Source organism: Eggerthella sp. BIOML-A4 (assembly GCF_009875575.1).
GTDB lineage: Bacteria > Actinomycetota > Coriobacteriia > Coriobacteriales > Eggerthellaceae > Eggerthella > Eggerthella lenta.
In genome coordinates this window covers 57,544-74,201 of the sequence record NZ_WWRX01000002.1, presented here as the reverse complement: position 1 = coordinate 74,201, position 16,658 = coordinate 57,544, and the positions used below count along the sequence as shown (strand labels likewise).

Here is a 16,658-nt window from a genome sequence, read left to right as displayed (position 1 = left end):
ATCTGCCTTAGCCCGCCTGCTGGCCGGATTCGGTCGATGGGGCGGCGGTCGCCGGGGTGTGGGTGTACTTCACGAATCCGGCAGGGTTGCGCAAACCGGCATCGACAAGGGCATAGCCGCTATAGGTGCGGACGCGGTTCTTCACATCAACGTCGTTCATGACGTTGATCTGCTCGAAGTCGTTCGCCTGCAACGACTTCGGATACCCGAAGTAGATGACGTTGTTCGCAAGCGTCGAATCCTTCTTCACTTCCGAACCGTAGATGCGGCCTTTCGTCACCGGGTCGGTCATCGAATTGGGGATGAACGCCTTCGTGCCGTCATCCTCCTTGATTCCCGCGATGACGTTCCAGATGGTGTAGCTGTTCGCGTACACGGTCACGTCGCCGTCGCCGACAAGCTGTCCGAACGCCTTGCGGACTTCCGCATCGTCCAGCGTGCCGGTGAGGATGTTCGCCGCGACGATACCGGCCTTCGCGCCCTTCGTCGTTCCCTCGTCAAGGCGCTTGTACAGGTGCTTCTCGATGGCGACCTTCATGCGGTCGGCGATCTCGCGCACGAGCCACGAGCGGAACGCGTCGATGCTCTGAATCTCCATCTTGCGGGTCAGGTTGACGTGCTTCTTGATCTCAACGCCCGTCAGCTGGATGATGTTCCAGGCGTTTTGCTCGTCATCGTTCGCTGCGCCTTCGGCGGTTTCCGCTGCGTCGCCCTGCTCGATTCCGATGTGCTGGATGATCTCGCATACATGGGCGAACGACGTGCGGTACGAATCGGCGTACAGCGGCGCGTCGGCTTCCATCAACTCCACGATCTCGTTCATGATGTCGGTCGGAACGACGTCGCCGGTGTTGGCGGTGGTCATGGTGTAGGCGGCGCGCTGCTCTGCGGTAGGCTCGCCGAACAGGTAGGTGCGGCGCACGCCGTCGTGCGTGGTCGCCATCTCGCGCAGCCATGCGTCGCGGTACTCCGGGCTGGACGCGTCGTAGGCGCGCGGTTCGGCGTTTGCGGCGGGAATGTCGATCTGCACGGCGGAACCAGCGTCGATGAGCGTGCGCACGGCTGCGCGGCGCTGCTCGATGCCGGAAGCTGCGGCCTGGGCGCGGCTGTTGATCTCGTCGGTGATCTCGCTTGCGCGCTGCTCGTACTCCGTCAGCGCTTCCTCGTCGGCGCTGTCGGTGTTGTCGGCGATGCGGGAAAGCATGGCGCGCAGTTCGTCGGCGTTTCGCTGCTCAAGCGGCACGCCCGCGAAGAACGCCCGAAGTTCGTCCCTGAAGTTCATTTCGTTGTCTCCTTTGCGATCATTGCTTTCAGTTGTATTGCTTTACGGCGGCGGCGCAGCTCCTGCGCCTTCTTCTTTCCTTCGATCACTCCGTTTGCAAAGGAACGAGCCGAAATAGCCGTGGCATCGTTGGCGGGGATGGAAACCGCCGAAACGTCGTAGACCTTCTTCACGCGCATGATGGTTCGCAGGTCGTTTTCGTTGTCCCACGATTCTTCCGCGACAGTGAAAGCCCAACTCATGCGGTCAACAAGCCCCGCGTCAATGGCTTCGTACAGTTCGCGCGCGGCGGCGGTCTTGCCGAGGTCGGCGGCGATGAAGATGCCGTGCGAATCGGATGCGATGTGCAGGTTCCCAGCGCGGTTGCGCGCGAACACCATGCCTTCGTGGTCGTACTGCATGATCACGTCGGTCAGGTCTGCGCCGTCAAGCACGCCCGGCGATATCTGCTCGCGGATGCCGTAGCACAGTTCGTAGGGGTCGTTGAACGTGGTCGCGTATCCCTCAACGTAGTAGTCCGTGTCGAATATCTTCCGATGCTCCGCCGCTGGCGCTGTCGCGAGCGGGGCGGAGAACATGCGGTACACGCGGTCTTGGCTAATCGGCATCTTCTGCACCTTCGCTTTCGTTGCTCTTGTTCGCTTCGGCAGCAGCCTTCGCGGCGGCGACCGTGTTCGTCGCGAGGTTCGCGGCCAAGATGTACTCGCCGCGAATGGCGAACTGCTGACCCATCCCGTCAGGCACAGGCGGCATGCCGAACTTCGCGCGGAACTCGTCTGCGTTCATCGCCCCGCGGTCTGTCATCGACTGGCACAGCGTCGCCTTCGTCTGGTTGCTCATGTAGTCGATGGCCGATGACATGAAGCTGATGGCGTTTCCCTGCGCACGCTCGCGATCTGAATAGGTCATGTTGGTGAGGACGAGGGAAAGCTGCTGCTGGAACGGCTCAACCTTCGATTCGTAGAAGGCGTTCCACACGTCTTCGTTGAACTTGTTCTGTAGGATTTCCTCGTTAACTCCGAAGTAGTTGAAGACGTTGTTCTCGATAAGCTTCATCTGCTCCGCATCGACCGTGTACTGCTTGCGGTCGATGGGTGTAACGTTCTCCCACGTGTTGTCGTAGGCCATAACGCCCGTGGTGTTCGACTTGCTCAAGTTGCCAGCTGCAAACTCGTCACGCTTCGCGGCGATGTCTTCCGGTCGGCTCTGACCGGCCACCTTCACCAGCCAATCGATGCTCGCGCTGTTCTCGATTGCGCTGTTGATCGCCTGGTTCTGCGCGTCGATAAGCTGCATGGTCGGCTCGATTGCGCGGTTGCCGCCGCCGAACAGATCGTTTTCAAGCTGGAACTTCGTCAGCACCCCGACGTTCGTCGCAGGCTCTAAGACGCTCTGGCCGTTGGGGAACCTGATCTCGTACCAAAGTTCGCCCTGCACCGAGTACGCCGCCGCCGTCGAGGGAAGCGCGGGATAGAAGCCGTTTATCCTTCCGTAGGCATCGCGCATGGGGAAGACGAAGCAGGTCGTTTTCGCTTCGAGGATGGCGCACGTCCGGTACAGGAACTTCGTCTTGTCCATGTACGGGTTCGGCTTCTGGCGCAAGGCAGATTCGATCTGACGGTTGGCCGCGCCGGTGACGAACGGTTCAAGCTTGCTGCACTGCGTGGCGATGGCGTTCACCGCCGCGCGCGTGAGCGCCATTTCGAACACGCCGCCGTCGTAGGTCGTGAAGACCGGCGCGTAGCTTGAAAGCGTGGAGAAGTAGCCGCTTGCCTTCGGCGGCGCTTCGTCGGCCTTCTTGCCGAATATCTTTTCCAAAAGTCCCATGGTTCATAGGATAGAAACCGTGTCAGGGGTTTTCGGTCGGCGATTGGGCGCTTACGTTTCAGCAGGTCAGATGATGTTCTGGTACTCGTCCCATCGGTTCAGCAGCACGATGTACGCGTCAAGTTCGGCTGCAAGGCCGTCGATTCGGTTGCGCTTGTCGTTGTTCTTCTTGTCAAGCGTAAGGTTGCGGTTGTTGTCGATGCGCACGGCGGCGTTCAGGCGGCACCACGTGTCTATGGGGTGGTCGTTGTTCACGATTCGGTTCGCCGTCAGGTCGCCCTTGAACGAGTACATGGGGTCTGACATGGTTTTCGCGCCTTGGCGAATAGGGATGCAGTAGTCCTTCCCGACGAACAGTTCCATGTTCCGCTTCGACGTATCGTCAACATGCCACGGGTCGTACCCGATGGCGAACGTGTACAGGTCTTCTTCCTCGCGCAACTCCGTGAGCCATTCGAGGAACACGCCCTTTTCGACGCGGTTGCCCGGATACGCCCGGAGAAGCCCGCGCTTCTGCCATTGCGTGTACGGAACGCCGTCGCGCTCCTTCCGGTTGCCGCTCTCCGCGAACTCGTCTATCACGGTCTGCGGGAGCCAGTACATGCTTTTCTTGTATATGCGGTCATCGCCCGGCTTCATGCACAGCACGCACGCGGCGGCGAGGTCGGTCGTTTCAGCCGCGTCGAATCCTGCGATGCCGTAGCGGAAGCCCATCTTCGAGAACTCGAAGCGGGAGGGGTTCACGATCTGCTCCCAAGACAGCCAAGCGGTCGAACTGTTCTCCTTCAGGTTGAAGTCCTTCACCATCACGGTTGGAAGGTAGGACGGGTCGTTCTTCGCCTTCTCGACGCTCTGGCGCAGGAAGCGCTCCTTCTTGACGGTTCCAAGGCCTGGGTTCGACTTTATCCAGCATTTCGGGTCTTCCCACTCGTCCTTGCTGTCTAGTTCGTAGAGCCAAGCGAAGAAGCTGTCATCCTCGATCAGGCCGTCAAGCCATTTCTCCGCGTATTCGTATTGCGAGTCGAATATGCCCTGGCGCACGAACCCGTTCGTCGTGATGCACCATACAAGCGGCTGGTCGCGCGACTGGATGCCCTGCTTCAGCAGGTCGTATATGTCGCGCGTCTTGTGCGCCGCCAACTCGTCAATAAGGGCGAAATGGACGTTGAAGCCGTCCATGCTGTTTGGCCTGCCGGAAAGCCGCTCGATTCGCCCCAAGTTGAAGGGGAACTCGATCTTGCCTACGTCTTTCGTCTTGGGCTTGTTCGTCTTCTTCCACAGCAGCGGGTTCAGCTTGATCATGTTGTAACACGGCTCGAAGCTTTCCATCGCCTGGTCTTTCGACGTTGCGGCGTTGTAGATGTGCGGGGCGTACTCGCCGTCGTTGTACTCGGCATCGACTTCGAGGGCAGCGCCGACCGTCGTTTTGCCGTTCTTTCGACCCATCATCCACAGTTCTTCGAACACCTTGCGCAGGTTCCGGTCATCGACCATGCCGTATGCGTGGGCGATGATCGAAAGCTGGAACGGCTCGAACGCTATCGGCTTCGGCGCGCTGCCGACCGCCGTATAGCAGAACTTCTGCATGAAGTCGATGTGCTTCGCCGCCATGGCTTCGGAGTAGTGCCATTGTCCGGGGTTGCGTATCTCGGCCAAGGCGCGCATGACGGCCTTCGCAACCTTGTCGCAAACTACGATATCGCCAGCTTCAACCTGCTCGAAGTACCGCAGAAAATCGCGTTCGAACTTCATGCTACAACCCTATGAAGGCTTCCAGTTCGTCCTTCGCATCGTCGGCTGCTTCTGGCAGCAGCTTCGCCAGCTTCATGCACAGATCGGCATGGCGCGTCACCAGCTTGTTGTACACCGATATGTTGGGGTTCTCGCGGAAGCCGGTCTGCCCGCCGCCGTTGTCGTAGCTGATGACGGACGGCTGCTTCAGCAGCGCTTCGCGCAACTCCGTGATGCGCACCGAGAGGAACACGAAGTTGTCCGCCAACTCCTTTGCGATGAAGCGCTGGTCTTCGGGCATCGTTTCGAGTATGGCGTTCATCTTCTTGTTCATCGCGTTGGTGCGGCGCGTGTGAACGCCTTTGGCTGCGGCTTCGCGGCGGCGCGCCGCCCTTTCTTCTTCTTTCGTCTGGTTCTTCCTCATTCGACCACATCACCAAACGTTTTTTTCGGCGCTTCTGCGGCGGCGTGATCGGCGCGACCGGCAACTGCGGCGCAAAAGTTCACAACTATACCAATGTTCCCTTCGTTCACGCAAGACCACCCCCTTTTCCAAAAAACCGAATCTATCTTTCTTCTTCTTCAGGCGACGGTGAGTATTTTTCTGCGCCGACGCTTCCGAATAGGGGGGATTGCCGCCGGTGTCCGACCTATCGAAGCAGGTCAGCCAATCGGTCTTACGTTCCCGTCCGCATCGAAACCGAAGCCCGCGCGAATGCTCGCATTCGCGTTGTGTTCTTTGTTGTGACAGTCGAAGCAAAGCAGTTCGAAGTTGTCAAAGCTAAGTGTAATGGCCGTGTCAGTGATATTGTCCTGTGTCAGGTACACCTTGTGATGCACTATGTCGCCCTTCACTATCAGACCCTTGGCCTTGCAGCGCTCGCAAAGCCCGTGCTGCGTGTCCGCATAGGCCTTGCGAGCGTGCTTCCAAGCAGGCGATTCGTAGAACCATTTCGCCCATGGTTGAGCCATCAGCGGCGCGCTCTCGTCCGTTGCGCGCGTCCGTGCCGTCTGCGCTTTCGGTTAGACGAGTTAGCGCGCGAGCGCGCAGCGGCCTTCGCCGCCCTGCGCCAGTATGCAGAGCCTTCTTCGGCGGTCAGGCAGCGGCGTATTTCATCGAAGCATTGACCTAAGGCCATGCCGACGCGCGCAAGGCCCGCAGCCATTTCCACGATCTCGGCGGTGGAATACATGGTTGCTTCGCTGATTGCGACGACGGCGCGCGCGATTCCCTCCTTGTGTCCCTCTATGTCATCGTTCATCTTCGCCGCCTACTTCATCGATCAGCCTGTCTATGTACCACTTGCACTTCATGAGGTCTTGTACGGCGCTTCCCTTGTGCGGAAAGCGCCACAGGTACTTCATCGCATTGCCCCATAGATACCCGGTGAACTGCGAGCCGGTAGCCGCCCTGATTGCTTCGATGCACTCCACGCCGCCCGCCGTGTAGTGCGACGGATGGTTGACCATATCGGGCATCAGGCCACGTCCTTGATCGGCATCACGACGGCCTGGACGATGCAATCGTCGTTGTCCATCTTGAACTCAATGGCACCGTACTCGCCGTGGAGCGACAGGCGGTATCCCCTTTGCACGGCAAGAGCCTTGATCGCGTTGCAGGCAGTCGCGATCATGTAAGGGTCTATTGCGGTGTCTGCGGAAGGCTCGCCGGTTCCGCTGATGCGCTCCAAGCAATCGTCCCACGAGTACCCATCCTTGAACCCCTCAACGCTGTACGGGAACTGCAACGGGTCGATATCGAAGCTGGTGCTGAACGTTGCGCCGTCGCTGACCGTCGAAACGCTCACGTTCTGCGCCGACCGCTCGAAGCTGACCTGCTGCGCGTGCTTGATGGCGTTGCCTATCCCGCGCATCATCGAACGTGTCTCGATTCCGCCGAGGATGATGCTTTTACCGTCGCCCCAGCGCGTGAACTTCGCTGGCACGGTGGCGATCACGACCACGTACCCGTTCGTGCCGCTCACCTCCGCAACATCGCCAACGCGCCGAATCTGGAAGAACGACAGGTAGTATCCGCCGTTTGCCACGTTCGCCGCGGCCTTTACGGCCATCGGGTTACTGATCACGGCCTTCATCTTCGTCGCTCCTTTCATCGAAATTGATGCCAAGCGCTTCAATCTGCCTGTTCAGGTTCGCCAGGTCATCGGCTGAAGGGTCGCCGGTTCGCACGTAGCCGAGACAGCGCGCAATCATGTCGAATTGGCGAGAAGGCTCCAAATTGAGCGTTATCGTCAGGTGTTGCTTTGCCATGTTCCCAATCCTTTCAGAATCGTTCGAAATGCTGCGTGACCTTCTTGCACCACGGACACCACATCGTCTTCACGTGCCCGCGCTTTCTCATGTGGCCGCGCCGCCGCCTGATGGGAAAGAACCCGTGGCAGCGCTCGCATTCCATCCAGCTAATCGGCATTTTTCTTCGCATTGCGTTCGGCGGCGACGATCAGCAGCAGGCCGCACACGATGCAGAAAAGCGCGTATGCTGCCAAGCCTATATGCGCACCGAAGGCGAAACCGAGGGCTATCGCACCCACGAAAGCGCCGATGAAAAGTAGGACAAGTCCGCATCCGGCGGCTTTCGTTTCGGGCGCTTCTGCTTTGGTGTCGTTCATTTCCTCAATCCCTTTCGCTTAGATTGTTCTTCAAGTTCCCGTTCCCTCAACACCGCTTGCCGGTGTTCGTCAAGCCTTTTCCGCTCGCGCTCGTTCTCCGCACGCCGCAACGTTTCCATGACGTACTCCTTCGCGGATTCGGAGTTGTGGAACGCCCTGAATTTGATCGGGTGACCTTTGTCGATAAGCTTTCGCACCTCTGCGAAGCCGAAGCAGACAACGGCGCGCGGTTTGCCGTCGATCTGCGTGATTCCGTAATGGAGCATCGTCATCCTCCGAACTTCACTGATATGTTCATGCTCTCTAATTCAGCTGCTTTGCCAACGTCGATGCCACGCGCTTCAAGTTCTCGCGTCCAACACGCTTTAACGTCATCAGCGCAATGCGACATGGCATCAGCCCACGACGGCCAGCGTCCATACGCGTCATAGAACGCGTACTGATATCGCAGCGCGTCGCGGTTGTGCGGCTGATCTGGCGTGTGGAACACGCCGCATTCGGGGCATTGCCCTTCCTTCGGAATTCCGGGAAGCATCGTCATCCCGTGGCGCTCTTTCAGGTATCCCATTGCTATTCACCATCTTTCGCTTGCGCGGCAATTTCTTTCCATGCCGCTTCGTTTGTCGTCCTAACCGTCGAATACGCCTTGGCAAGCCCGCACGCTTCTGCGCATTGAGGGCAGACGTTAAAAGTCCCTTTCCAGTTGTCTTTCTTGACCTTGTACCAATCTCTTCTATACGAATCGCTTCTCAAAGCAGGAGCGCCGCAAACGTCGCATCTGACTGTCAATTTCGTTCCTTTCCATGTTCGTTGGGCATGGCTTCTCTTACTCGAAATAAAGAATTACTTGTTCTTTGCTGCGCGCTTACGCGCCGTACTCCAAAAACCTGATGTACTCTGCGGTTCTGTCCTCTTTAAGCACTCGGCTCGCCGGTTCTGTTTTGGCAGTGTTTTGGCACACCTCTTTTGCAGGAAGCGGCATAGCGAGCGCTGCGGGCTTGGGCTTCGGCGCGGTATCGGCGATGGCCTTCGCTATCACTTCCGCCATGTCGGCAATCGGCATGATCACTTCGCCCGGTTCGATCTTCAGCGCATCTTCCGGCGCTTCTCCGATGCCGCCCTGCGCGTACCAGTCGGGAGCGTTCGCGCAGTCAACGCCGAAGACCGCTTCACCGACCGTCAGGGGAGCGCAGGCGGGCAGCGCCGCGCCATCCGCAGCGAAGGCGGCGGCAGGTGCAGCGACCGTGTAATCAGGCTCGCAGAAGTCCTTGTCGGTTGACATGAGATACGGCTGTTCTTCGTCTGCGATATCGCATGACGGGCGCTTTGCGCAGCGTGAGCAATCGAACAGGTAGGCCGCTTCGCAGTTCTGGGTCATTTCGCCACAAAGCGCAAGTTCGCTTAGCTGGCAACCACAACCGGCTTCGTTGTAAAGCCCTTCGTACCCTTCTCCTTCAAGCCATTCTTCTACGATTTTCTTTACATCAGGTGCATTCATCGCATACCCCAATCGACGTTGCTTTTGCTTTCCAGCCATGCCTTATAACGGCGCTTCGGTAGATCTACGACTTCATGCCCTCTATGCTCGACCGATATTCTGTTTCCGTACCACTGCACGGTTGTCCTGCTTGCCTTCGCCGGTGTCCCAAAGTACTTTTCCCAGTTAGTTGTAGTCACGATCTGTCCCCTTTCTCGCTTTTCTGGCATTTCGCGGTCACGTCCATCGCGAAAAGCATCGCTTGAACGAGGGAAGCGGTTGTCCCCATGCGCTCGTAGTCGCCGCTGCCGTACCGGACAAGGCCGGAGAACGAGCAGCAGGCGTTGTTCTCCTTGTCGTAGTAGAAGCAGGTGTCGAGCGTGCCGCAGTACAGGTAGGAATTCTTCACAGGGAACGGCCTTGCCATATGCGTTTCCGCTATCTGCTCTGCGTGCGTGAAGCATTCGTTCTTGTAGGTGATGACCTTCACATGGCCGTCGAACCCGCACAGACGCGCCGCATCGTGCAGCGCCGCGCTCTTTTCGTCGATGTTCATAAACTCACCTTCTCGCATCCGTTGGTCGCGCATGACCAATCTCCGCTTAACAAGTTGTATGTGCTGTTGGGACAATGGCCGCAGACCGCCGGTGCTTGGTAAACGTCGTAGCAGGCAATCCATGACCGGTAGACGTAGAACGTCTTGCCGCAATGCTTGCACTCGATATCGTTTTCTCCCTCGAAGTCAACGCCTTCCCACACGTCGTAGTCGGCATCGTGACCGGTTCCGCAGTACGGGCATTTGTAATCCGGTGGCAATTCGTATTTACCCATCTTGTCCGCCCCTCATTCGGTGAGAAGCGCGACGGCGCGCATGCCGTCGCCGTCTTCGTCCGGCGCGTCCATGCGGCGCGAACGCACCGCATCGCGTCCTTCCTTCAGGCCGCTTTCGTATGCGCCGAGGGAAAAAGACGTGCGGGCAACCGACACGTCGGTTTTCGCCTTTCCGAAGTCAACGGAAAACGCTTCGTAGCTTTCGTTGACCTTCGGCGGCACGACGATCAGGAGCGCTTGCGACTGCTTTTCAAGTTCCGAGCGCACTCCGGCGACGAAGCCCAGGACGAACCCGTTGTAGGCTCCGTCAGAATAGCCATGCTCCCTGTACGCCTTGCCAGCTTGCCTGCATCCCAGCCTGTCGCCGATCTTGTACAGGTAGTCGAAAGCGAGCGCTGCGGCCTTCGCGTCCGATTCGTATCCGTAGAAGATCATGCGATACTCGGTCTTCCATCCGGTCGGTGCGCAGCGTTTTCTATTCTGGTAGTATCGGCAACGGAAGTTCGAAGATATTGCATCGGCAAGCGTCCAGCGCCACCGCCTGCGCACAGGCTCGCTTTCTGCGGTAGCTATCGGCTGTTCGTCCATCGAGTGCAGTTCCCAATCTGCAACGTCGTTTTCGGCCATCAGGCGCTGTGCCATCATCACTGCGGCCACGGCTTCTGCTTCGGTCGCGCCCTTGTCATCCGCAAGTGCGAGAAGCTTGCGGATTCGCTCGACTATCTTGCTGCGGTCGCCGCTCATGCCGCATCGCCGCAATCGGGCTGGAACGCGGTGCATTCGATTGGAGCGCAAGCGGAAACCTTGAAGTGGCTGCAACTGGTCGGATGCTCAACGTCGAATCCCAGGAACGCGCCGCCGCGTCTGAACACGCAGCCGTTGTTGCAGCATTCTTCGAAAACAACTGCTTCGACCGCCTGAAGGAGACACGCGGCGTTGCTGTTGAATTCCTCCGGGAACAGTAACGGGATTGTCGTTTCGTTTGCCATGTCGTTGCCTTTCTGATTCGTTTGCGCCGCCGCCAAGTGGCGCTATTACAGGTCGAGCCGCCCTTGTACCGTCGTAGCCGCATCAGGCGACCTGCTGCGGTACTCGCCGCGCATCATCGCAAGCAGGTCTGCTGCTATGCGGTCGGGGTCAACGTAGACCGGTTCGCTCGAAACGTAGTAGTCGGGCGGAAACTCGTCTTCGGCGAAGGTCTTCGCCACGGCCTGCCCCTCGCTCATGACGCAGTTGCAGACCGGGCAGCAGAACTTCCCCGTGTGGATGTACTCAACGCCGACCTTCTTCGATTCGTAGGCCGAAACCTTGCGCACTTTATCAACCGCAACATCGTCTGGCGCAATGCGCTTCTTGTGCCGCGTGGTCGTTTCATAGCGCTGCATGCGCCCGCGCCTGTCCTCGCGGAACAGGTATTCGAGCATCCCGCCGCACGTCGGGCATGCGTAGCCCGTAGCCTTCTTGTAGTTGATCGCCCTAGTCATCCTCGATCACCCTGTCTTTCAAGATCGCGAGCGCAAGCGGAGTGGGTGAAGCGCACTTCGCCGGGTCGTACTTCACCAGCGCGTCGGACAGCAGCTTGAAGCACTTCGAAACCTGCACGTCGCTTTCGGGGCAGGCCGCTGGGCATTGCTTTGAAACATCGCGAGCGAAGCCCTCTATGCTCATGCCGCCGGTCACATGCCCGAATCGCGAGACGAGCGCATCCCACGGTGTCGGGTGCGGCGCGTCTTCATCGTCCAAGTACGCATGGCCGTCGCCCGATGCGCATGAAAGGCATGCGAGCGGATAGGGCTGCTGCTTCGGCTCGAAAAGAAGCGAATTCGAAAGAGAAGAAGCCGTTATTTTCTTCTTTCCTCTTTTATTCTTTTCTATTCTTTTCTTTTCTATTCTTTTCTTTTCTATGTCGGATTCTGTATGCAGCGTGTTCGCATCATGTTCACATGGTGTTTGCACGGTGCGCGCATCGTCAGACGTTGCAGAGCCTTCCGTGTCTGCATCCTGTTCGCATTCGTTAGAGCCGAGCAGGATGAAAGGCTTCAGATCGGTCGGCAAGCTGCCCTTGCGGCGCTTGACGGCGTGGAAGTAGCGGGTCTGTATGCCGTGCGAGGTAAGCACGCGTTCGGCATTCCACAGCGACGAATCGAACAGCCCGACCTCGACGCAGGTTTCAATGAACGCGTCGAACGCCGGGAGCGCCAACCCCAGCTGCTGGCTAAGGCGCAGACGCGTCTGCTTCGACATTTGCAGGCAGAACCCTTCGCGGTAGATCGACGCGAGCAGTTCCACGAACCGCCCGTAGGCTGCGAAGGCCGCGTCGTTGTCGTAGGCTTCGCCCGTAGCGCCCTCCGGCACGGCGTAGCGGTACTTCAGGTCGAACACCTTGTCATCGTCCTTCATGAGCGTTGACAGGGAAAAGTAGTCGATGCCCATCAGCTGGTCGGTCATAGCGCACCGCCCATCCGCTTTGCGGCTTCCGCGAAGGCCGCTGCGGCCATTTCGTCGCGCCCCGGCATGACGTGCGCGTAGAGCGACAGCGTGGTTGCTTCGTTGGCATGCCCTAGCCGCTCTGCGATGGTCTTCAGATCGACCCCCTGAAGCAGCAGCCAGGTCGCGTGCGTATGGCGCAGCGTGTGGTAGCTGGTGCCGCGAGGCAGGCCGAGCGTTTTGAGCAGGGCGCTGAACTCCGTGCTGACCGTCGAAGGGCGCATAAGCCCGCCGTCAGCCGTGCAGCAGATCATGCGGTTGTAGTCGTTCTGCTTCGCGGCGGGAAGGTATTCGGCCTGCCATTCGTAGTGCCGTTCGATGTTCGCGCACACGTCATCGTAGATGGATATGTTGCGGCTGCGCTTGGACTTCGGCTTGGGCTTGCGGTACAGATGCCCCTTCTTCTCCACGAGCGTGTTTCCGATGTGCATCAGCTGCCTGAAAAGCTGCGCATCGGCCTTGCTGTTCGCAAGCACTTCTCCGCAGCGCTCGCCGTTCCACAGGGCGAGGTACGCCGAGAACATGGCGTTGCGCCTGAAGATCGCTTCGCGGCTCTCCGCAGGCTCGTTGACGGCCTTCGCGAGCGCCTTCGACAAGACGTTGAATTCCGATTCGTTGAACGCTACGGCTTCGGTCAGATCGCGTTCCGGCTTCGTCACCGACAGCATGGGGTTGAACTCGCACACGCCTTCGCGGACGAAGTAGCGGTACGCTCCCGACAGGAACCAGTGAAGCTTGATGACCGTGTTGGGCGATATGGTTCCGCCCTTGCGGCTCTCGCGCATCAGGATGACGTTGTACAGGCCATCGACCATGTAGGGCTTCAGTTCGCCAACGCCGACGTTGCCGACGTTCGGCGCGACATAGCATTGCAGCAGCGACCGGTACGTCTTGATCGTGTTCGGTGACTTGCCGTTCGCTTCAAGCCGGTCGATGTAGCGCGCGAGCATTTCAACAAGCTTCACGCTCACGTGCAGATCAGCAGCCGCCGCGATGGTGTTCACCCACTCCTGCGCCATTTCCTGCGCTTCCTCGTCGTTGGCGGCTTCGGGGAAGCGCTTGTACGGGCGCATCGGCGCTTTGGTAACGGCGTTGATGCCAAGGTACGGCCTTGCGTAGGGCGTGCCGTCCGCATGGTGCTTTATCACGACAGGCTTCACTACGACACCGCCCCGTCGCAGTAGACGCGCATGCAGTCGGTCACGCGGCACGGCCTGCCCGTCACGTCGTTCACGTCGTGCCACGCGTCGTTCACGGTCGGAACCGCACCTCTGAAGTCGATGCGGCCATGGGTGAACGCGTCGATGGCTGCGGCGAAGCCCAGCGCAAAGTTCGGGTCGCACTCAACCTTCGCGTCGAAGCAGTTGTCTATGATTTCCTCCACGAACTCGCGTACAAGCGTGGAGTGGACGGCGAATTCGCACCGCATGCCCTGTTCGGTCTTCCTGTAGATGACGTTCATGTATTCTTCTTCGCTCATGCCTGATCACCGCCGGTCTGCGCCTTCAGACGGGCGATCTCCATGCGCAGCGCGAAGTTCTCACCGCGCAGGCGGGTGTTGTCGCGCATCAGCTGCACCATGTCGTGCTTCAGGCCGCGTTCTGGCTTGCGGATGCAAGCGGAAGCTTCGGTTTCGGGAAAGGTGATGCGCGCGTCACGCATTGTCCGCACCCCCCATCACTGCGGCGGCGATGTAGACAGCGCCGACAGCAGCCGAGATGGCGACGCAGGTCAGGCTAAGAAGCCTTGCGCCGTGTGATAACATATGTATTGCCTTTTGGTGTTTGAGCGCTTTCGTTTGCAGCGGGGCGCTCATTCTCTTTTTTGGCATGTTCGCCCTCCTTCCATTGTTCGAACAGTTCTGCGATACGGGTGTGAAAGAACACTTCGCAATCTTTCATGTTGAGCCTTCCTTATGTTTGCGCTGGTCGGCTCCCATGTTGCTTCGTTGTGGCTTAGATTTTCGCAATCTTGAATTGTCTTGATAGAGGGTGTTTATCTGCTTATCCAGATCGGCTATGCGCTGTTCTTCTGTTTCAATTCCGAGGTTGCGCAGCCGAAGTTCGCGGTTCACGCGCTGATTCTCGTCAAGGGTGCGCTTCTTGCTGCACTCGCGGCACCAGCCCGTCGATGGCTTCAGGGGTACATACACTTCCCGGTTGCACATCGGGCAGTACCAGCGGCGCGCGATTGATATTCCGTTTCGCGATGCTGTGCTGCGAATGGATTGCATTGAATGTTTCGGCAGCAGCTTCGACAACGCGTCTATGCCTTCGTTGGCATGGTTTTCCAGCAGCGTCAGTTCTGCCGTTGTCCAAGGGCTGCGCTTCTGCTTTTGCTTGCGAGCCATGGCTAACGCCCCCGAACGATATCAGACGCGACAAGGAAAGCGACACCGGCACCGAGGAACATGAAGCACAGCGACAGCAGCAGAAAGCGAAGGGCATCGCCGGGAGCGAACGGTACAGCCATGGCAAGCAGCAAAGACAGGTAGGCGGGGACGAACATCAAAGCGCCTGTCTTCGTGAGCGATTCGCACATGGGCGATATTCGGCGGTCGCAAGGCTCGCATTCGCCACGCAACGCATCAGATCGCGTGCGAACATGACAACGGGTTCCGAAGCAGGTAGCATTGCTGTCGGCTCTCAAAAAGCCCCTGTTCGTTTCACTGACCAGAAAGGGGGCGGTCTTGTTAGGACAGTTTTTGAGTGTCTGGCCTCCATTTTGCGTACCGCGCCCGCCCGTTGTCATGCCCGCACGCGATCTGATTTGCACTGCGCTATACTTAGCCATCATCGTTTCTGGAAGGTAGACACCATGGCTGTAAGCAGCAGTGCGAAGGCGACGCTTGAAAACATCGCGAAGGCGTGCATTGGCGGCGCTGATTTTTCCGAATACGTTCACGGTGAACTCGTGTACGGCGATTCCGCAGCGTTGGACGATATGCGCGAACTGGCGGCGGCAGGGCTTGTTACTAGTGGTTCCTTCAGTAACGGAGCGCCATGCTACACGGGCTTCACCGATGCTGCGATTCAGCTTCTTGGTCTGAAGGATTTCTAACCGAAGCATGTCACTATCTCCCTGCCCTCGTTCCAATCGTTATCGGCTTCGTAGACGTGTAGCAACTTCGGCAGGTCAGACAGGTTCATCTTCGTCGCATAGATGACGGCATGCTGTACAGCTGCTGTATCTGACCCAGCTACCAGATGCAGCTTTATCTTCTTGACACCTTCGGCGTTAGCAATGAAGGAAGCCACGTACTTGCGCCCATCCATGGTTAGCCCGCCTTGCGCATCGACGGGGTGCGCTCGTCAGTCCTGCCGAGCAAGTAATCAACCGAACAGTCAAAAATATCGGCAAGCTTTTCAAGATCGCCGCAATCTGCCACTCGCGGGTTAGATTCCCACCTTCCGATAGTGGAGCGATCTTTCCCGATCATGTTGCCCAGCGAAGTTTGGGTCAGACCCTTCCGTTTCCGCTCACTTGCGATTGCATTAGTCATAATTGCTCCTAGTAACACGATCTGTATCACTGCTTAATCGAGACTAACACAAAACATATCACTCTGCAATAGGTTTTGTTTTACTACTGCGACAAAATGTGTTACCGTATGCACAGAAAGGGGCAGCGATGAAAAACAATCTGAAGCAAATACGTGAATCGTTTGGGAAGCTTCAAGAAGATGTTGCCGCAGATTTAGGAATTGCTCTTAGCACGTACAGAAGTTGGGAGCAAGGTAGCAGAAGCTTAAATGGCGACAAGCTATCAATGCTTGCCGACTACTATCGTGTGTCCACCGATACAATTCTTGGTACAAAGTACGGGCAACTTAACAATTCTGAATGTAGCGATATTGTTGATGATGACGAGATAAATAAACTGTTGCGAACCGTCAAATTGCTCAACGATGAAGGAATGGCAAAGCTTCTTGGATACGCGGACGATCTGGTGTCATCTGGCAAGTATGAGAAAAAAGAAATGCAAGATCATCCATTTTCCAGCCGTGCGGCTATCGCCTAGAAGGGATGAATGATGGCTTTATTTGGTGGCAGTTCAGATAAGCAGCAAGCTTTAATTGACAATGCCGCGCAGCAGGCATTGCAGAATTTAGCATCCCAAGACGGCTTGACGCATGTTTTGCTGTTGGTTTCAAATGGGAAAATTTCCAGGCCGCAAACCCTTGCCGTTGATGAAAAATATAGTTCAGAACTCGATCAGGTTCTAAGCTATATTCAGAATCAGGGAAGGGAAATAGTTGATATAAAGTTTGATAATGAAGCTGGAATCTTGTACAGAACCCTTGTTTTGTACAAATGAAATGACCCCCTGCAATAGCTTGGCGGCTACAGGGGGTCTGCCTAATCACCGAACCAGAAAGACATTTCGTTTTCGA

The 16,658-nt window shown here is 57.6% G+C and carries 29 protein-coding genes; 2 read left to right on the top strand and 27 right to left on the bottom strand.

The window, feature by feature from the left end:
* Positions 1 to 7: 7 nt before the first annotated feature.
* The 27 genes from GT613_RS02075 to GT613_RS01945 all read right to left on the bottom strand — a co-directional run bounded on the left by GT613_RS02075 (position 8) and on the right by GT613_RS01945 (position 15,767).
* Entirely contained in the window at positions 8 to 1,282 is a 1,275-nt protein-coding gene (locus tag GT613_RS02075; protein ID WP_114526809.1) for a phage major capsid protein, read from the bottom strand.
* Positions 1,279 to 1,890: an HK97 family phage prohead protease gene (locus tag GT613_RS02070; RefSeq protein WP_114526871.1), complete on the bottom strand. Its 612-nt coding sequence runs from the start codon at positions 1,888 to 1,890 to the stop codon at positions 1,279 to 1,281. Before GT613_RS02070 ends, GT613_RS02075 begins: the two co-directional genes overlap by 4 nt.
* Positions 1,880 to 3,100: a phage portal protein gene (locus tag GT613_RS02065; RefSeq protein ID WP_161172489.1), complete on the bottom strand. Its 1,221-nt coding sequence runs from the start codon at positions 3,098 to 3,100 to the stop codon at positions 1,880 to 1,882. The genes GT613_RS02070 and GT613_RS02065 overlap by 11 nt, the downstream gene beginning before the upstream one ends.
* Before the next feature lie 75 nt (positions 3,101 to 3,175).
* Positions 3,176 to 4,861, bottom strand: coding sequence for a terminase large subunit (locus tag GT613_RS02060; protein WP_114526811.1), 1,686 nt, complete (start codon positions 4,859 to 4,861; stop codon positions 3,176 to 3,178).
* Position 4,862: 1 nt separating this feature from the next.
* Positions 4,863 to 5,264 (bottom strand): hypothetical protein, encoded by a 402-nt coding sequence (locus GT613_RS02055; RefSeq protein ID WP_114526812.1) that lies wholly within the window; start codon positions 5,262 to 5,264, stop codon positions 4,863 to 4,865.
* Positions 5,265 to 5,503: 239 nt separating this feature from the next.
* Positions 5,504 to 5,812 (bottom strand): HNH endonuclease signature motif containing protein, encoded by a 309-nt coding sequence (locus GT613_RS02050; RefSeq protein WP_114526814.1) that lies wholly within the window; start codon positions 5,810 to 5,812, stop codon positions 5,504 to 5,506.
* Between the two features lie 279 nt (positions 5,813 to 6,091).
* The gene (locus GT613_RS02045) at positions 6,092 to 6,319 is read right to left on the bottom strand and encodes a DUF3310 domain-containing protein (protein WP_114526818.1); all 228 of its coding nucleotides are present in this window, start codon (positions 6,317 to 6,319) and stop codon (positions 6,092 to 6,094) included.
* Positions 6,319 to 6,936 carry a hypothetical protein gene (locus tag GT613_RS02040; protein ID WP_147272530.1) on the bottom strand — a complete coding sequence of 206 codons (618 nt, stop codon included), beginning with the start codon at positions 6,934 to 6,936 and terminating at the stop codon, positions 6,319 to 6,321. Before GT613_RS02040 ends, GT613_RS02045 begins: the two co-directional genes overlap by 1 nt.
* Positions 6,917 to 7,111 (bottom strand): hypothetical protein, encoded by a 195-nt coding sequence (locus GT613_RS02035; protein WP_114526822.1) that lies wholly within the window; start codon positions 7,109 to 7,111, stop codon positions 6,917 to 6,919. Before GT613_RS02035 ends, GT613_RS02040 begins: the two co-directional genes overlap by 20 nt.
* Before the next feature lie 149 nt (positions 7,112 to 7,260).
* The gene (locus GT613_RS02030) at positions 7,261 to 7,470 is read right to left on the bottom strand and encodes a hypothetical protein (protein WP_114526824.1); all 210 of its coding nucleotides are present in this window, start codon (positions 7,468 to 7,470) and stop codon (positions 7,261 to 7,263) included.
* Positions 7,467 to 7,736 carry a hypothetical protein gene (locus GT613_RS02025; protein WP_114526826.1) on the bottom strand — a complete coding sequence of 90 codons (270 nt, stop codon included), beginning with the start codon at positions 7,734 to 7,736 and terminating at the stop codon, positions 7,467 to 7,469. The genes GT613_RS02030 and GT613_RS02025 overlap by 4 nt, the downstream gene beginning before the upstream one ends.
* Positions 7,737 to 7,738: 2 nt before the next feature.
* A complete protein-coding gene (locus GT613_RS02020) occupies positions 7,739 to 8,038 on the bottom strand; it encodes a hypothetical protein (RefSeq protein ID WP_114526828.1) in 300 nt (99 codons plus the stop codon).
* Between the two features lie 297 nt (positions 8,039 to 8,335).
* Positions 8,336 to 9,007: a hypothetical protein gene (locus GT613_RS02015; RefSeq protein ID WP_147272529.1), complete on the bottom strand. Its 672-nt coding sequence runs from the start codon at positions 9,005 to 9,007 to the stop codon at positions 8,336 to 8,338.
* 136 nt (positions 9,008 to 9,143) lie between these two features.
* Complete coding sequence (locus tag GT613_RS02010; RefSeq protein ID WP_114526832.1) at positions 9,144 to 9,503, bottom strand: hypothetical protein; 360 nt, start codon at positions 9,501 to 9,503, stop codon at positions 9,144 to 9,146.
* Complete coding sequence (locus GT613_RS02005) at positions 9,500 to 9,778, bottom strand: hypothetical protein (protein ID WP_147272528.1); 279 nt, start codon at positions 9,776 to 9,778, stop codon at positions 9,500 to 9,502. Before GT613_RS02005 ends, GT613_RS02010 begins: the two co-directional genes overlap by 4 nt.
* 12 nt (positions 9,779 to 9,790) lie before the next feature.
* Positions 9,791 to 10,522 (bottom strand): DUF2786 domain-containing protein, encoded by a 732-nt coding sequence (locus GT613_RS02000; RefSeq protein ID WP_161172488.1) that lies wholly within the window; start codon positions 10,520 to 10,522, stop codon positions 9,791 to 9,793.
* Positions 10,519 to 10,767: a hypothetical protein gene (locus tag GT613_RS01995; RefSeq protein WP_114526836.1), complete on the bottom strand. Its 249-nt coding sequence runs from the start codon at positions 10,765 to 10,767 to the stop codon at positions 10,519 to 10,521. Before GT613_RS01995 ends, GT613_RS02000 begins: the two co-directional genes overlap by 4 nt.
* Before the next feature lie 45 nt (positions 10,768 to 10,812).
* Entirely contained in the window at positions 10,813 to 11,262 is a 450-nt protein-coding gene (locus GT613_RS01990; protein WP_114550584.1) for a hypothetical protein, read from the bottom strand.
* Positions 11,255 to 12,160 carry a DUF4373 domain-containing protein gene (locus GT613_RS01985; RefSeq protein WP_161172487.1) on the bottom strand — a complete coding sequence of 302 codons (906 nt, stop codon included), beginning with the start codon at positions 12,158 to 12,160 and terminating at the stop codon, positions 11,255 to 11,257. The genes GT613_RS01990 and GT613_RS01985 overlap by 8 nt, the downstream gene beginning before the upstream one ends.
* 62 nt (positions 12,161 to 12,222) lie before the next feature.
* Entirely contained in the window at positions 12,223 to 13,413 is a 1,191-nt protein-coding gene (locus GT613_RS15730) for a tyrosine-type recombinase/integrase (protein WP_114551155.1), read from the bottom strand.
* Between the two features lie 11 nt (positions 13,414 to 13,424).
* Positions 13,425 to 13,745: a hypothetical protein gene (locus tag GT613_RS01975; protein WP_114550585.1), complete on the bottom strand. Its 321-nt coding sequence runs from the start codon at positions 13,743 to 13,745 to the stop codon at positions 13,425 to 13,427.
* Positions 13,742 to 13,927 (bottom strand): hypothetical protein, encoded by a 186-nt coding sequence (locus GT613_RS01970; RefSeq protein ID WP_114526846.1) that lies wholly within the window; start codon positions 13,925 to 13,927, stop codon positions 13,742 to 13,744. The genes GT613_RS01975 and GT613_RS01970 overlap by 4 nt, the downstream gene beginning before the upstream one ends.
* 74 nt (positions 13,928 to 14,001) lie before the next feature.
* Entirely contained in the window at positions 14,002 to 14,166 is a 165-nt protein-coding gene (locus GT613_RS01965) for a hypothetical protein (RefSeq protein WP_157003426.1), read from the bottom strand.
* Positions 14,163 to 14,615, bottom strand: coding sequence for a hypothetical protein (locus GT613_RS01960; RefSeq protein ID WP_147272632.1), 453 nt, complete (start codon positions 14,613 to 14,615; stop codon positions 14,163 to 14,165). Before GT613_RS01960 ends, GT613_RS01965 begins: the two co-directional genes overlap by 4 nt.
* Before the next feature lie 2 nt (positions 14,616 to 14,617).
* Positions 14,618 to 15,334 carry a hypothetical protein gene (locus GT613_RS01955; protein ID WP_157009921.1) on the bottom strand — a complete coding sequence of 239 codons (717 nt, stop codon included), beginning with the start codon at positions 15,332 to 15,334 and terminating at the stop codon, positions 14,618 to 14,620.
* On the bottom strand, positions 15,322 to 15,540 hold the full coding sequence (locus tag GT613_RS01950; protein ID WP_114526850.1) for a hypothetical protein: 219 nt from the start codon (positions 15,538 to 15,540) through the stop codon (positions 15,322 to 15,324). The genes GT613_RS01955 and GT613_RS01950 overlap by 13 nt, the downstream gene beginning before the upstream one ends.
* A gap of 2 nt (positions 15,541 to 15,542) precedes the next feature.
* On the bottom strand, positions 15,543 to 15,767 hold the full coding sequence (locus tag GT613_RS01945; RefSeq protein WP_114526852.1) for a helix-turn-helix domain-containing protein: 225 nt from the start codon (positions 15,765 to 15,767) through the stop codon (positions 15,543 to 15,545).
* 128 nt (positions 15,768 to 15,895) lie between these two features.
* On the opposite strand from GT613_RS01945, the gene GT613_RS01940 reads away from it, so the two are divergent.
* On the top strand, positions 15,896 to 16,285 hold the full coding sequence (locus GT613_RS01940) for a helix-turn-helix transcriptional regulator (protein WP_114526854.1): 390 nt from the start codon (positions 15,896 to 15,898) through the stop codon (positions 16,283 to 16,285).
* A gap of 9 nt (positions 16,286 to 16,294) precedes the next feature.
* Positions 16,295 to 16,582, top strand: coding sequence for a hypothetical protein (locus tag GT613_RS01935; protein ID WP_114550586.1), 288 nt, complete (start codon positions 16,295 to 16,297; stop codon positions 16,580 to 16,582).
* Positions 16,583 to 16,658 lie beyond the last annotated feature (76 nt).

What these genes read in the sequence shown, in the direction of transcription:
- GT613_RS02075 (WP_114526809.1), bottom strand. Translation starts at nt 1,282, where the DNA reads ATGAACTTCAGGGACGAACTTCGGGCGTTCTTCGCGGGCGTGCCGCTT.
- GT613_RS02070 (WP_114526871.1), bottom strand. Translation starts at nt 1,890, where the DNA reads ATGCCGATTAGCCAAGACCGCGTGTACCGCATGTTCTCCGCCCCGCTC.
- GT613_RS02060 (WP_114526811.1), bottom strand. Translation starts at nt 4,861, where the DNA reads ATGAAGTTCGAACGCGATTTTCTGCGGTACTTCGAGCAGGTTGAAGCT.
- GT613_RS02055 (WP_114526812.1), bottom strand. Translation starts at nt 5,264, where the DNA reads ATGAGGAAGAACCAGACGAAAGAAGAAGAAAGGGCGGCGCGCCGCCGC.
- GT613_RS02050 (WP_114526814.1), bottom strand. Translation starts at nt 5,812, where the DNA reads ATGGCTCAACCATGGGCGAAATGGTTCTACGAATCGCCTGCTTGGAAG.
- GT613_RS02045 (WP_114526818.1), bottom strand. Translation starts at nt 6,319, where the DNA reads ATGCCCGATATGGTCAACCATCCGTCGCACTACACGGCGGGCGGCGTG.
- GT613_RS02040 (WP_147272530.1), bottom strand. Translation starts at nt 6,936, where the DNA reads ATGAAGGCCGTGATCAGTAACCCGATGGCCGTAAAGGCCGCGGCGAAC.
- GT613_RS02035 (WP_114526822.1), bottom strand. Translation starts at nt 7,111, where the DNA reads ATGGCAAAGCAACACCTGACGATAACGCTCAATTTGGAGCCTTCTCGC.
- GT613_RS02030 (WP_114526824.1), bottom strand. Translation starts at nt 7,470, where the DNA reads ATGAACGACACCAAAGCAGAAGCGCCCGAAACGAAAGCCGCCGGATGC.
- GT613_RS02025 (WP_114526826.1), bottom strand. Translation starts at nt 7,736, where the DNA reads ATGCTCCATTACGGAATCACGCAGATCGACGGCAAACCGCGCGCCGTT.
- GT613_RS02020 (WP_114526828.1), bottom strand. Translation starts at nt 8,038, where the DNA reads ATGGGATACCTGAAAGAGCGCCACGGGATGACGATGCTTCCCGGAATT.
- GT613_RS02015 (WP_147272529.1), bottom strand. Translation starts at nt 9,007, where the DNA reads ATGGCTGGAAAGCAAAAGCAACGTCGATTGGGGTATGCGATGAATGCA.
- GT613_RS02010 (WP_114526832.1), bottom strand. Translation starts at nt 9,503, where the DNA reads ATGAACATCGACGAAAAGAGCGCGGCGCTGCACGATGCGGCGCGTCTG.
- GT613_RS02005 (WP_147272528.1), bottom strand. Translation starts at nt 9,778, where the DNA reads ATGGGTAAATACGAATTGCCACCGGATTACAAATGCCCGTACTGCGGA.
- GT613_RS02000 (WP_161172488.1), bottom strand. Translation starts at nt 10,522, where the DNA reads ATGAGCGGCGACCGCAGCAAGATAGTCGAGCGAATCCGCAAGCTTCTC.
- GT613_RS01995 (WP_114526836.1), bottom strand. Translation starts at nt 10,767, where the DNA reads ATGGCAAACGAAACGACAATCCCGTTACTGTTCCCGGAGGAATTCAAC.
- GT613_RS01990 (WP_114550584.1), bottom strand. Translation starts at nt 11,262, where the DNA reads ATGACTAGGGCGATCAACTACAAGAAGGCTACGGGCTACGCATGCCCG.
- GT613_RS01975 (WP_114550585.1), bottom strand. Translation starts at nt 13,745, where the DNA reads ATGAGCGAAGAAGAATACATGAACGTCATCTACAGGAAGACCGAACAG.
- GT613_RS01970 (WP_114526846.1), bottom strand. Translation starts at nt 13,927, where the DNA reads ATGCGTGACGCGCGCATCACCTTTCCCGAAACCGAAGCTTCCGCTTGC.
- GT613_RS01965 (WP_157003426.1), bottom strand. Translation starts at nt 14,166, where the DNA reads ATGAAAGATTGCGAAGTGTTCTTTCACACCCGTATCGCAGAACTGTTC.
- GT613_RS01960 (WP_147272632.1), bottom strand. Translation starts at nt 14,615, where the DNA reads ATGGCTCGCAAGCAAAAGCAGAAGCGCAGCCCTTGGACAACGGCAGAA.
- GT613_RS01955 (WP_157009921.1), bottom strand. Translation starts at nt 15,334, where the DNA reads ATGCTTCGGTTAGAAATCCTTCAGACCAAGAAGCTGAATCGCAGCATC.
- GT613_RS01950 (WP_114526850.1), bottom strand. Translation starts at nt 15,540, where the DNA reads ATGGATGGGCGCAAGTACGTGGCTTCCTTCATTGCTAACGCCGAAGGT.
- GT613_RS01945 (WP_114526852.1), bottom strand. Translation starts at nt 15,767, where the DNA reads ATGACTAATGCAATCGCAAGTGAGCGGAAACGGAAGGGTCTGACCCAA.
- GT613_RS01940 (WP_114526854.1), top strand. Translation starts at nt 15,896, where the DNA reads ATGAAAAACAATCTGAAGCAAATACGTGAATCGTTTGGGAAGCTTCAA.
- GT613_RS01935 (WP_114550586.1), top strand. Translation starts at nt 16,295, where the DNA reads ATGATGGCTTTATTTGGTGGCAGTTCAGATAAGCAGCAAGCTTTAATT.